Genomic DNA, 13,402 nt, shown 5'->3' with positions numbered 1-13,402 from the left:
TTAACGCACAAATTTTCTAGTTTTCTTTTCTAATAGACGCATGACTTGCTCCAAAACAACCGATAAAGCCCAATAAATCAGTGCTACTGCTACGTACACTTCCAGTTGGTAAACACCCAGCGTATTGGCGATGATAATGTCTGCTTGCCCCATAATATCCACCAATCCGATGAGAAACAATAAAGACGTATCCTTTAGTAAATCAATCAATGCGTTCCCCAAACTTGGTAATGCAATCGGCAGTACCTGCGGAAAAATAATCCGTGTCAGTTTTTGCCAATTGGTCATTCCGACACTGATAGCTGCTTCATGTTGAGCTTTGGGTATAGCCAAATAACTTGGGCGCAAAATTTCAGAAACAAATGCGCCATTATAAAGAACTAATGCAACAATAGAAAAAGTGACTCTGCTGATAACATTGATGTTGATTCCAATGCTCGCAAATAAAACTGGCAAACCATAATACACAATAAAAATGTGAATCAACCCAGGTGTACTTCTCATAAATGATGTATACATATTCAGCAATTGACTGATAACAGGCATCTTTTTAATCCGCAATGCTGTCACAACTACTGCCAATAAAAAGCCTAAAACAGCTGTCACGCTAACAATGTAAATAGTTAATGGTAATGTTTCGATTAATGACGGGAAAATATTCGTGATGAATTCCAGATCCATCGTATCCCTCCTCGTTAGGAAAAATTCTATGGTGATTTCAGCGTACAAACTATAATACCTCCTTTGTTGACTAACAAATGGAGGCATTATAGGATGCATTTACTTAATAAAGGTCTTATCTTATTCTGTAATTTCGTATTGGAACATATCTTCTCCGTACCATTTTTCAGATAGAGCAGCTAATTCTCCATTTTCACGAAGTTCGCTGATTGCTTTATCCAACTCTGTTTTTAACTCTGCTTGATCTTGAGCCATCATCAAGTAAGTTGGATTGACTTGAACGGGTTCTTCTACATGCGATACATTTAAATTCAATTCTGTAATGATCTCTTCTGCTCCAAGATTAGACGGCATAACTACAGCGTCAGAAACTCCATCATTCAACGCTTGGAATCTTTGTGCAAAGTTGCCACTTTCACCTAATTGGATGTCAATTTGAGCCTCTGGATGAGCTTCGTTGTAGTCTGTCAGCAAATTAAAAATCCCACCATTAGGAGTGACCGGATGAACGGTTTTTCCTACTAAGTCATCCAGTGTTTGGATTGAATCGTCATCGGCTCTTGTATAGATTCGAATAATACTGACTCCCGTATACTCGTCAGGGAAAAGATACATTTCTTCTCTCTCTGGATTTTTAAATAATCCTCCACCAATAAATGCATATTTCCCTGTATCCACACCAACTTGTGCTGCTTCCGCGTCTACACTTTCGGTGTTAAATTCATAAGAATCAATAGCTTCATCAAGCATATTGATCAATTCTACTTCATAACCGTCTAATTCTCCACTTTCATTTGTAAAACTCAAAGGATTAGAAGCATTTTCAACCGCTACCGTAACTGTTGTCGCACTTCCATCAGCTGGTGATTCATTACCAGTATCTTCGTTTCCGCATGCTGCTAAGACTAATGCGGTAGACATAATCGCTAAACCTGTTAATTTTTTAAACATCTTGTCCACTCCTTTTTTAATGAATGATTCTGTTACACCTGTTCAGAAAAGGGGTTTTCCAATTCTTGAACAAATTGTTTAGTTCTCTCTTCTGTCGGATGGCTGAAAATTTTCTCTGGTGGTCCTTCTTCTACAACATAGCCGTTTTCCATAAAGACAACATGATTGGACACATACTTGGCAAAGTCCATTTCATGAGTAGCAATTACCATAGTCATACCTGTCTTGGCTACTTTCTGCAACACTTTTAAAACCTCTAGAGATCTTTCAGGGTCTAATGAGGAAGTTGGTTCGTCCAGCAGCATAACTTTTGGATGCAATGCCATGGCTCGAGCAATTCCGATCCGCTGCTGCTGTCCTCCAGAAAGTTCGACTGGATATTGATCTACTTTATCGAGTAAGCCTACACGTTCAATTTCCTGACGTGCAATTTTTTTAGCTTCTTCTTTCGACTTCTTCTGAACCACTACGAGCCCTTCCATCACATTTTCCAATATCGTTTTGTTGCGAAACAAGTTGTAATTTTGGAAAACCATGGCCGTTTGTCTTCTCATTTGAATGATATCTTTTTCCGACACTTGCTCATTATCAATGGTCAACTCATCAATTGTAATAGACCCTTTATCTGCTTTTTCTAAAAAATTGATGGTTCGCAATAGTGTGGTTTTCCCCGTTCCGCTTGGTCCGATTAAAGCGACTACTTCACCTGATTTAATCTCAAGGTCGATGCCTTTTAACACTTTGTTTCCATCAAATGATTTCTCAATGCCTCTCAGATTGATCATGCATTTCCTCCTAAAATCCCAGTTTTATGGGTGCCTATTTCTACTGTTGATTCAAAAAAGACCTAAACTAAGTGATTAAAAAAAAACGCCAAGCACTCTTCGTTGTGCAAGGACGATTTATTTACGCTGTTCCACCTTGGTTTTCAGTTAGTTTTTTTCCAACCGAATGAGTATTGTCTCCAATACCCCAGCACAATAACGGATGCTATGACCGTGCCGATCTAAGGTTTTCCCCTCTCAATCAACCAGTTCAAAGGTGCACTTCAATATAAAAGGGGTTATCTGCTCTCAGCATCTCAGATTTTCTGTACACGTCTTTTATATTTACTTTCCTTCTCGTCACTTTATTTATTCAATTTCCGAACCATCATTTGTCTACACAATTTTTGATCAGCACTACCTATTTAAAATAGTTTAGCAAGTTTCATAATGCAAAAGCAATACTAAACTCCTTCTAAAAAGTAAGTTAATTATTTCACTTACTTTTCTTATAGCTGCTTCTTAACTATCTTATAGTTGAAAAATGAGCTCTTCATCTTCTAGCATTGGTAAAGAAATTTCCTCCGACCTATGAGGTTCCTTATGGAAAGCCATGGGAGGTAGCGACCTCAAAAAGTTAGAGTAAAAATCTAGTTTTTTGGTGGGCATTTTTTTTACGGCAAAGTATAGTGAAGTGAAGATAGGATTTGAACATCAAGAGTAAACTTGCCTTGATGAAGAATGAGGTTTGAACATCAAGGGTAAAACTGCCTTGATGAAGAATGAGGTTTGAACATCAAGGGTAAATTCGCCTTGATGAAGAATGAGGTTTAAACATCAAGAGTAAAACTGCCTTGATGAAGAATGCGGTTTGAACATCAAGCGTAAACTTGCCTTGATGAAGAATGAGGTTTGAACATCAAGAGTAAATTCGCCTTGATGAAGAATGCGGTTTGAACATCAAGAGTAAACTCGCCTTGATGAAGAATGAGGTTTGAACATCAAGAGTAAGCTCACCTTGATGAAGAATGAGGTTTAAACATCAAGGGTAAATTCGCCTTGATGAAGAATGAGGTTTGAACATCAAGAGTAAATTCGCCTTGATGAAGAATAAGGTATGAACATCAAGAGTAAAACTCGCCTTGATGAAGAAATGGGTTTGAACATCAAGAGTAAATTCGCCTTGATGAAGAAAGAGGTTTAAACATCAAGAGTAAATTCGCCTTGATAAAGAATAACCTAAGCAGTCCCATATCCCTCCAGGAATTTCTAAGAATGAGTTTCTAAAAGATTCTATTTAAAAAGACAGTAGTTTTTACTTACCAACGTCAAATGTTGTAGAATCGAAAAATGGAAAAAGAAGTTCTTGAAAAAACTCCAAGAACTTCTTTTTCCATTTTCTATCTATATAACTTATTTTGTCTGTTTCCCAAATGTTTTGATTTCATCATTTACCATTTGTAAGAAAGCTTCCAGACTTTGAACATGAGTTTCTTTATTTCCGTATCTGCGAATAGTTACAGATTCGTCTTTTACTTCATTATCTCCTACAACGATTTGGTAAGGGATTTTTTGTGTTTGTGAAGCACGAATCTTATACCCCATTTTTTCATTGCGGTCATCTAATTCCACACGCATACCTAATTTTTGCATACGTTCTTTAACTTCAGCTGCATAACCTGAATGCAAATCTAAGTTTACTGGAATAATCGTTGCTTGTACGGGTGCTAACCAAGTTGGGAAAGCTCCTTTGTATTCTTCAATCAAGTAAGCTACAAAACGTTCCATAGTAGAGACGATTCCACGGTGAATAACGACTGGACGGTGATTGTTTTCCCCATCTTCCCCAACATAAGTTAAGTCAAAACGTTCTGGAAGCAAGAAGTCTAATTGGATCGTTGAAAGAGTTTCTTCGATTCCGATAGCTGTTTTTACTAAAACATCTAATTTAGGACCGTAAAATGCTGCTTCTCCTTCTGCTTCGAAGTAATCCAGTTCCATATCATCCATAGCGGCTTTAAGCATTGTTTGAGCTCTGTTCCACATCTCATCATCATCAAAATATTTATCTGTATTATTAGGATCACGGTAACTTAACCGGAAACGGAAATCAGTGATCTCAAAGTCATCATATACAGCCAACATCAATTCTAAAGTGCGTTTGAATTCGTCTTGGATTTGATCAGGACGTACAAATGTATGTCCATCATTCAATGTCATTTCACGTACACGTTGCAATCCTGATAAAGCTCCACTCTTTTCATAGCGGTGCATTTGACCAAGTTCAGCAATACGGATCGGTAACTCACGGTAACTATGAATATCATTTTTGTATACCATCATGTGGTGTGGACAGTTCATTGGACGCAAGACAAGCATTTCTCCATCACCCATGTCCATTGGCGGGAACATGTCTTCATGGTAGTGATCCCAGTGCCCTGAAGTTTTGTACAAATTCACATCAGCCATAATAGGTGTGTAAACGTGTTGATAGCCTAAGCTGATCTCACGGTCAGTGATGTAACGTTCGATCGTACGACGGATAGTAGCACCTTTTGGCAACCAGAAAGGAAGACCTGACCCAACTTCTGGAGCGATCATAAACAAGTCTAATTCTTTCCCCAATTTACGGTGATCACGTTGTTTCGCTTCTTCACGCATTTGGATGAATTCTTTCAAATCTTTTTTATCAAAGAACGCTGTACCATAAATACGTTGCATCATTTTATTGTCAGAGTTTCCTCTCCAATAAGCTCCTGCAAGTGACAATAGTTTAAAGACTTGAATACGACCTGTTGAAGGAACATGAACTCCACGACACAAGTCCACGAAATCGCCTTGGTCATAGACTGTAATGATGTCATTTTCCGGAAGCGCAGTAATCAGTTCTACTTTGTATTCATCATCTTTAAATAATTCCAACGCTTCTTCACGAGAAACTTGTTTGCGCACGATTGGATTGTTTTCTTTCACGATATTCATCATTTCAGCTTCGATTTTCGGCAAATCTTCTTCTGTAATAGGCTGTTCAATATCTGTATCGTAGTAAAAGCCGCTGTCAATAGCGGGACCAACGCCAAATTTAATATCCGGGTATAACCGGCGTAGTGCATTAGCCATTAAGTGAGCTGTTGAGTGACGCAAAATTTGTATTGCATCTTCGTGATCTGGTGTCACGATCTCAATATTTCCATTTACTTCCAAAGGACGTTTGTAGTCTACTAACTCCCCATTGAATTTCCCAGCTAAGCCTTTTTTAGAAAGACTCTTGCTGATACTTGCCGCGATTTCTTCTGTTGTTACACCTGATTCAAACTCTTTTACTGCTCCATCAGGGAATGTTACTTTAATACTGTCTGACATGATAATTCCTCCAATAAATAAATTTAAGTACATTAAAAATATCAAAAAAAACAAAAAGCCCCATTTATGATCGAAAAAGGATCATAAATGGGACGTCAAATTACGTGGTTCCACCCAAGTTCAGCACACAACTAATCTGTGCTCTCTGGGCTATATAACGTTAGCTAAACGGCATGATGCTACTATAAGTTCACATCTGCTCTCGAAAGTGGTCAATACAAGTCCATTTTAGGAAATTCTCAGCAATCTTTCCCTCTCTTTAAAACGTGCCGCTTCTATTGGTGTCTTTCTCAAAGATTTTTATATCATAACTATTAAAACACGTTTATCGTTTTGGTGCAAGTTTTTTCAACATTTTATTCTTCATATTGTTGTTGGCGTCTATTGACACCTTGCATGGTAATTTCTTTCGCTAAGAAACGGATACGTTCCATAATTCGCTGAGCTTTCAACGGCTCATCTTCCCCACGTTGAGTGAACGTCAAATGTTCTTCCAACTGTTTCATATCAAGATTGGAAGAAAAGAAAGTCGGCAGCTGTTCTTGCATTCGATATTGCAAAATAACCCCTAAAACATCATCTCGAATCCAGCTGGACATGGAGTCTGCTCCGATATCATCCAACATTAAGATAGGCGCCCGCTTAACGGCTTCGATTTTTTCACCTGTCGTATTTTGACCTATGGATTGTTTCATTTCTACCGCAAAAGAAGGGAAATGCATTAAGGTAGATGAATAGCCGCTTTTTGCTAGTTCATGGGCAATCGCACCAAGTAAATAGGTCTTTCCTACACCGAATGAACCTTGTAAATATAGCCCTCGGTGAAACTTTTTCGGTTCATTCAGATATGCTTCCACAAAATCAAAAGCTTCTATCTTTGCTTGAAGTCGTTCATTCGTAGTTTGAAACTCCTTGAGTGTTGCTTCACGAATACCTTTTGGCATATCCATCGAATGAATCAAATTCTTAATACTTTTCTCCCTTTGTTTTGCCACTAATTCAGATGTTGGCACATAAGTCACATCAATATAGTGGTGATTCATAATCAATTTGGGTTGATATCCAGGAGCCAATTGATTGTCTTTATTATTCTGGTATTTTTTCTTTTCATTGACAAATTCGTACAATTTAGCTGCGCTTTTTTCGATAGCTGCTCGATCCAGTTCCTCATTGTGCTCTTGGATAAACTGTACGACATCTGTATCATTCATAACGTCTTGCATCAAGTTGTTGAACTCTTCGTTCCATTTTCTCTCTTTGATGATTTTTGTCAGGCTTTTTCCTACATCATCCATGATTACTCACCTTCTTTTTGCATATTCTGAATACGTGCCAGTCTTTCTTGAAGTTGTTTTTCCGCTTCTGGACTAATCGAAGTTTCTTTAGGTGTTTGGTACCCTTCTTTTGCCCAATCTGGCAGCTTCTCTTTGCGAACAACGTTTTTATTCCGTGAATAGTTATTATTTGACCGCGCAGCCGAAGTATTTTGCTTCCGGTCTTGATTCTTTTGGTATTTCTCTGCGTTTTCTTGGTACAGGTCACGTACTTTCTTCAAAGCAGCTTCTGGTGTTTTGATCTCATTTTGAGCCCAATCATTCGATATCGTATAAGCCAGTCCCTTTTCAAAAACGACTTTTCCTTGGACGACCAAAATGTAATGGATCAATATATTGATCACCGGATTCGATAAATGAGATTTTTTTACAATGTCTTCCAATGTCCATTCTTCTGGTTTAGAGATGTACCCATTTTTCTGTTCTTTGATATCGTTCATAAATTCAGCCGGAGAATACTGCTTGCTGGCTTCGATCACTTGAATATCAGAGTCTGAAAAACCTTGGTGTTTCAAATCTTGTTCCCTTTGTGATTGAGTGGCCGTAGTGACTTCTAGTTCTTGTTGCACAACATCCTGCAACTGTATTTTCTCTTTATTTTCGCGGTGGAAATCATCAACAATATTTTTCTTCAATTTGCGTGCATCAATAACGCCTGTATCCATATCTGATGCTTCCAAAATATAATGCTGCATCGCCAATTCATTAATAGCATACATATGGTGCAACGTCAGAATCGTTTCACGAATATCCGCTGTAATCGCCGAACGATTTACATAGTGCTGATTTAATCCATTGTAAAAGAAGTTCCAATCAAATGTGTCAGCATTCAAAGTGACTGCAGATTCCGCTGCATCCCCAATCAGTGAACGAGAGGATTTGAATAAGGTCTCATGTTGTTTCAACTGATCTGTATTCATATGATAGACATCCAAAAAAGACTTCGTAATTTCAGCATATTGATCTTTATTTATGGGCTGGACTGAAAATCGATTGCGCAATTGCTTGAATTTTCGTTCACCCACTCGCTCCAATAACAATAAACTAAATAAATCTTCTTCAAAAAAAGCTTTACTCGTTTGAGGTTTTTGGAGTTCATAGACATACAGCTTTTCGGGCTCGGTTTGGACAAAAGTTTTCAATAAGCCGATAGCTTCCAGTCGAATTCTGGCTTGATACACTTCTGGCATTCCGAGATTCAATAACGACAACAATTCTGCGTGAAGAATCCCTTCACTCCAAAATGTATCTTTCTCTGTTTCTGTCCACAACGTCATATATAAACTGTAGGCTGCAGAACCAATTAAAGGTTGATACAAAAAGGTCAGAATCTGTTGGTCTATATCCGAAAGCAATGCACTCTGTTTGACCATAAATCCATCTTTAGGACTCAGGTTTTTCCAAGGATACGACATACTTGGCTACTCCTTTCGTATCACTTATTTCTTTTCGGTTTTCTTCCGTTCCAATTCTTTCATTTCTTCCATAAAAACTCCAATGTCTTTAAACTGACGGTACACACTAGCAAAGCGAATATACGCTACATCATCGACCTCTGCTAATTTTTCCATCACATGTTCTCCAATAACCGTTGAAGACACTTCATTTTCTCCTAAACTACGGATATCATTTTCAATTTCATTCACAATTTTTTCCATTTGATCCATCGGAACAGGTCTCTTCTCACAGGACCGGATTACACCCCTAAGGATCTTTTCACGGTTAAATTCTTCGCGATCGCCATTCTTTTTCACTACTAATAGTGGAACACGTTCAATTCTTTCAAATGTTGTAAAACGGTATCGACACGATTCGCATTCTCTTCTACGACGAATAGCTCGTCCTTCATCTGCTGGACGGCTGTCGATGACCCTAGTTCCATTGTGTTGACAGCGAGGGCATTGCACTGTTCATCATCCTTTTTTTAAAAGTATTTTTTTGTATAATCATCCTATTGTACTTTGTTATATAGCCTATTATAACACAGATAGGAATTCTAAAAAACAGCTTATTCCTTATCAGAACAGGTTTTCCTTTTCCAAACCCTTTTTACAAGAACTGAAAAAAGCTAACGAAATCAGATAAATTCTGATGATTTCGTTAGCGTGTTGTTGCATCCAGGTTATTTACGAAAATCTTGCTTATCAAGCCAATACAACACTTGGTGTTGAGTGTTTTCTTTGGAGCCGTTGTTATCGATCACAAAATCGGCTTTCATGATTTTTTCAGTAATGGATTGTTGAGCAGCTATCTTTTGTTGAGCAGCTTTGACATCAATTTGATCTCGCTGCATCAGCCTCTCCAATTGTATACTGGGTGTAGTGGCTACCACCATTACTTTTTCTACATCCTGATCATATCCACTCTCAAATAGTAAAGGAATATCCAACACTATTAGTGGAGCTCCTTGATCAATGTACTTTTCTTTTTCAGTCTGAATCCAGACAGCTATCAAATCACCCAGTATATGATTTAATTTTTTTAATTCCGCTTTGTTTTGAAAGACAATTTTTCCCAATGCTTTGCGGTCTAAATTCCCGCTGGCCATTACGACCTCTTTCCCAAATGCAGCTTCTATCCGTTTTAACCCTTCTGTTCCTGGCTTTACTACTTCGCGGGCACCGACATCAGCATCTACTACAGGTACGCCAGCTTGTTTAAAAACATTGCTTACAGTTGACTTTCCAGTAGCAATACTGCCGGTCAGACCTAAAACAAAAGACATTTGAGTCCCCCCATCCTTAGCTCTCGCTCTTGACTTCATCCGATACTACAGGCAAGACATTTTTTTCAGTCCATTTTTGACAGTGTGCACAGTAATGCGTGCCCCGTTGAGCAACTTTCATTTTTTGAATCGGTCTTCCACAATTGATACACGGTTGTCCTGTACGTCCATAAACGGTTAGTTTTTGTTGAAATTGCCCGGCTTCCCCTAATGCGTTAAGGTAAGATCGTATCGTAGTTCCTCCCGCTTTGATGGCATTCCCCAACACTTGGATAATGGCTTGATGCAGCTTTTTAACTTCTGCCGGCTTCAAAGAATTGCCGGGTCTTATGGGGTGTATCTTAGCTTTAAATAAAGCTTCATCTACATAAATATTTCCTAATCCCGTTACCAATCCTTGATCCAACAATGCTGGTTTTATGGCTTTTTTAACGCGGCTTAACTTAGATTGAAACGGTTCTAGCAAAAACACCTCTGTAAAAGGCTCGGGCCCCAATCGCTGAATTCCAGCAACCGTTTCTTCCTCTCCCAGAGAGACCAGTTCCATCCGTCCAAACTTACGAACGTCCAAGTACCGAATATCTCTGCCGTCTGTCAGATGAAAAACGACATGTGTATGTTTTTTTAATTCATCTTCAGAAGGAACCACTTCATATTTCCCTTCCATGCGCAAATGTGAAATCAAGGTATAGTGATCAAAATCCAGCAACAAAAATTTTCCTCTGCGCCTAAATTTCCGCAAGGTTTCCCCCACTAATAATTCTTTAAAAGCTGCCCTCGATATCGCTCCCGCAATAATCCTATCCCAATACACAGAGACACTTTGAATCGTCACCTGATTTACTGTCGCCTCAAGACCTTTGCGGACAGTTTCAACTTCTGGTAATTCCGGCAAACTTTATTTCCTCCATTCCAACACTTTACTTCGCTTCGTACCAGCTTTGGCCGAAGTTGCTGTCTACTTTCAACGGCACGCTCAAATCGACGGCATGCTCCATTACATCTTCCACCATTTTCTGCAAAGCCGGGATTTCTTCTTCTGGTGCTTCAAAAATCAACTCATCATGCACTTGCAATAACATCGTCGCTTTTAATTCTGACTCTTTTAACGCTTGAGCAATTTTAATCATCGCTACTTTCAGAATATCTGCAGCACTACCTTGAATAGGCGTATTAATAGCTGTTCTCTCGGCAAATGAACGCAAGTTAAAGTTGCGTGAATTAATGTCTGCCAAATAACGGCGACGATTGAACAACGTCTCCACAAAGCCCTTTTCTTTTGCTTCTCTGACGACATCTTCCATATAAGCTTCAATACCAGGATATTTTTCGAAGTACGTATCAATAAATTGCTGTGCTTCTTTACGTGTAATTCCTAAGTTTTGAGACAATCCATAATCACTGATACCATAGACGATTCCAAAGTTAACAGCTTTCGCACGTCGGCGAATGTTAGCTGTCACGTCTTCTGGTTTATCAATACCAAATACACGCATAGCAGTACTGGAATGAATATCCTGCTCTTCTATGAAAGCTTCTTTCATATGTTCATCATTGGAGATGTGAGCCAATACACGCAATTCGATTTGTGAGTAATCTGAGGCAAAAATCTTCCAACCAGCTTTTCTAGGTACAAACGCTTGGCGTATTTTACGACCTTCTTCCAGACGAATCGGAATGTTTTGCAAGTTAGGATCAACCGAACTCAAGCGTCCTGTACGAGCAATAGTTTGCATATAGCGCGTATGCACTTTACCAGTATCCGGACGCACAACTTTTAATAATCCCTCTACATAAGTAGATTGGATCTTCGCAATTTGCCTGTAGTTTAAAATAAATTCCACGATTGGAGCTTGATCCTGCAATTGTTCTAGAACCCCTACAGCTGTTGAATAGCCTGTTTTGGTCTTTTTGATTACTGGATAACCCATTTTTTCAAATAAAATAACGCCTAATTGTTTCGGTGAATTAATATTGAACTCTTCACCAGCTTCTGCGTAGATTTTTTGTTCGATTTCTTTTAACTGAATCGCAAATTCATCTCTCATTTCTTCCAATCGTTTACCATTTACGGTGATTCCTTGGATTTCCATATCAGCAAGAATGATCGCTAATGGCAACTCGATATCTGAAAACAACTCTTTTTGATCGTTGGCAACCAATTTTTCCATCAAGGCAGGTCCCAAAGTAGCAATAGCTTTTACCTTTCGAGCCAAGTGCGTGTGCATAACAGAAATATCTTCAGGAACTTTGATTTTAGCTCCTTTTCCATAGACACTTTCGTCTCCAGCAACATCATGGTAATCGTACTCTTCTGCAATGGCTGCTAAATCATTGGAGTTGTCTTTCACATCCAGCAAATAAGCTTCTAACAATACATCATATTGAATAGCAGATAACTTAATGCCGTAACGATCCAAAGCCACATAGACTTGTTTAGCATCAAACGCAGCTTTTGAAAGAGACTCATCTTCTGCCCATTTTTTGAATACTGGAGAGGTTAAAATAGTATCTGCTTCTCCTACATAGATCCGTTCTGCATTTCCCCAACTGATGCCTACGATCTCCGCTGTGTGGTAGTTGTCGTTCAACATTTGTACATAGAGAGCCATGTCTTTTTCAAACATGTCTTCGGTAACTTCTGTCACGACTTCATACGTAATCTCTGTACGATTGGCTTCTTTTTCAGCATCTAATTCTGTAGTATCCAGATTGCTTAAATGAGATTTGAAATCCATCTCTTTATAGAATTCCGTTAATTTCTTCAAATCTGCTCCATGATACTCTAAATCGTCTATCGTAATTTCAAGAGGTGAATCGGTATCGATAGTAGCCAAGCGTTTACTCATCAGCGCAATATCTTTTTCATTGATCAAGTTTTCCTTGCGTTTGCTTTGCTTCATAGCACCGATATTTGCATAGACACCTTCAACCGAACCATATTCTTGCAATAACTTCAACGCTGTTTTATCGCCAATCTTGGTAACACCTGGAATATTATCGGAACTGTCCCCTGCTAACCCTTTCATGTCGATAATTTGTAAAGGGGAAATCCCCATTTCTTCTTTGATCGATTCAACTGTATACGGTTTGAGATCAGAAACACCTTTTTTTGTAATATCTACACGAACATTTTCTTTAGCCAACTGAGTCAAATCACGGTCACCAGAAATGACCACTACATCAAATTCTTCCGGATCCACTTTGACAGATAAGGTTCCTATAATATCATCAGCCTCATAGTTCACCAACTCATAATGCGCAATCCCAAATCCTTTTAACAAATCACGCAAATAAGGCATTTGCTCTGTAAATTCACCAGGCGTTTTAGAACGTCCAGCCTTGTACTCCGGAAAATATTCTGTTCTAAAAGTCGTATTTCCTGCATCAAAAGCCACTAAAATATGAGTGGGGTCTTCTGCTTTCAGCACACTTTGAATCATATTATGGAATCCATATAAAGCATTGGTGTGCAGGCCATAATGATTTTTAAATTTTTCCAATTGAGCGTGTAAGCCAAAGAAAGCACGAAAAGCTACGCTACTTCCATCGATCAGCACTAATTTCTTTTTTTTAGTCATTTT

10 protein-coding genes and 1 other annotated feature are annotated in these 13,402 nt (G+C 38.6%); all 10 genes read right to left on the bottom strand.

The genetic code is table 11. The features are described from left to right. Window positions 1-681 carry an amino acid ABC transporter permease gene (locus tag ACEN4L_RS02395; protein ID WP_407095749.1) on the bottom strand — a complete coding sequence of 227 codons (681 nt, stop codon included), beginning with the start codon at window positions 679-681 and terminating at the stop codon, window positions 1-3. Window positions 682-801: 120 nt separating this feature from the next. Further along, on the bottom strand, window positions 802-1,632 hold the full coding sequence (locus ACEN4L_RS02390; protein WP_407095748.1) for a transporter substrate-binding domain-containing protein: 831 nt from the start codon (window positions 1,630-1,632) through the stop codon (window positions 802-804). A 32-nt stretch (window positions 1,633-1,664) separates the two neighbouring features. Next, window positions 1,665-2,417: an amino acid ABC transporter ATP-binding protein gene (locus ACEN4L_RS02385; protein ID WP_407095747.1), complete on the bottom strand. Its 753-nt coding sequence runs from the start codon at window positions 2,415-2,417 to the stop codon at window positions 1,665-1,667. Window positions 2,418-3,809: 1,392 nt separating this feature from the next. Beyond that, entirely contained in the window at window positions 3,810-5,759 is a 1,950-nt protein-coding gene (gene thrS / locus ACEN4L_RS02380) for a threonine--tRNA ligase (RefSeq protein ID WP_407095746.1), read from the bottom strand. 85 nt (window positions 5,760-5,844) lie between these two features. After that, window positions 5,845-6,062 (bottom strand) — a binding site (T-box leader). Between the two features lie 53 nt (window positions 6,063-6,115). Further along, window positions 6,116-7,054: a primosomal protein DnaI gene (gene dnaI, locus ACEN4L_RS02375; RefSeq protein WP_407095745.1), complete on the bottom strand. Its 939-nt coding sequence runs from the start codon at window positions 7,052-7,054 to the stop codon at window positions 6,116-6,118. 2 nt (window positions 7,055-7,056) lie between these two features. After that, on the bottom strand, window positions 7,057-8,508 hold the full coding sequence (locus tag ACEN4L_RS02370; protein ID WP_407095744.1) for a replication initiation and membrane attachment family protein: 1,452 nt from the start codon (window positions 8,506-8,508) through the stop codon (window positions 7,057-7,059). Window positions 8,509-8,532: 24 nt separating this feature from the next. Beyond that, window positions 8,533-9,000, bottom strand: a complete 468-nt coding sequence (gene nrdR / locus ACEN4L_RS02365) for a transcriptional regulator NrdR (protein ID WP_407095743.1) — start codon at window positions 8,998-9,000, stop codon at window positions 8,533-8,535. A 215-nt stretch (window positions 9,001-9,215) separates the two neighbouring features. Next, a complete protein-coding gene (coaE, locus tag ACEN4L_RS02360; RefSeq protein ID WP_407095742.1) occupies window positions 9,216-9,818 on the bottom strand; it encodes a dephospho-CoA kinase in 603 nt (200 codons plus the stop codon). A 16-nt stretch (window positions 9,819-9,834) separates the two neighbouring features. Continuing rightward, window positions 9,835-10,713 carry a DNA-formamidopyrimidine glycosylase gene (gene mutM / locus ACEN4L_RS02355; protein WP_407095741.1) on the bottom strand — a complete coding sequence of 293 codons (879 nt, stop codon included), beginning with the start codon at window positions 10,711-10,713 and terminating at the stop codon, window positions 9,835-9,837. Window positions 10,714-10,738: 25 nt separating this feature from the next. Then, window positions 10,739-13,399 (bottom strand): DNA polymerase I, encoded by a 2,661-nt coding sequence (polA, locus tag ACEN4L_RS02350; protein WP_407095740.1) that lies wholly within the window; start codon window positions 13,397-13,399, stop codon window positions 10,739-10,741. Between the last annotated feature and the right edge of the window lie 3 nt (window positions 13,400-13,402).

This window comes from Desemzia sp. FAM 23988, assembly GCF_045528365.1.
Classification (GTDB): domain Bacteria; phylum Bacillota; class Bacilli; order Lactobacillales; family Carnobacteriaceae; genus Desemzia.
Note: the sequence above shows the minus strand (reverse complement) of the source record. Positions and strands in the feature narration are given on the sequence as shown.

Coding starts and splice junctions, on each gene's coding strand:
- ACEN4L_RS02395 (WP_407095749.1), bottom strand. CDS start 681: ATGGATCTGGAATTCATCACGAATATTTTCCCGTCATTAATCGAAACA.
- ACEN4L_RS02390 (WP_407095748.1), bottom strand. CDS start 1,632: ATGTTTAAAAAATTAACAGGTTTAGCGATTATGTCTACCGCATTAGTC.
- ACEN4L_RS02385 (WP_407095747.1), bottom strand. CDS start 2,417: ATGATCAATCTGAGAGGCATTGAGAAATCATTTGATGGAAACAAAGTG.
- thrS (WP_407095746.1), bottom strand. CDS start 5,759: ATGTCAGACAGTATTAAAGTAACATTCCCTGATGGAGCAGTAAAAGAG.
- dnaI (WP_407095745.1), bottom strand. CDS start 7,054: ATGGATGATGTAGGAAAAAGCCTGACAAAAATCATCAAAGAGAGAAAA.
- ACEN4L_RS02370 (WP_407095744.1), bottom strand. CDS start 8,508: ATGTCGTATCCTTGGAAAAACCTGAGTCCTAAAGATGGATTTATGGTC.
- coaE (WP_407095742.1), bottom strand. CDS start 9,818: ATGTCTTTTGTTTTAGGTCTGACCGGCAGTATTGCTACTGGAAAGTCA.
- polA (WP_407095740.1), bottom strand. CDS start 13,399: ATGACTAAAAAAAAGAAATTAGTGCTGATCGATGGAAGTAGCGTAGCT.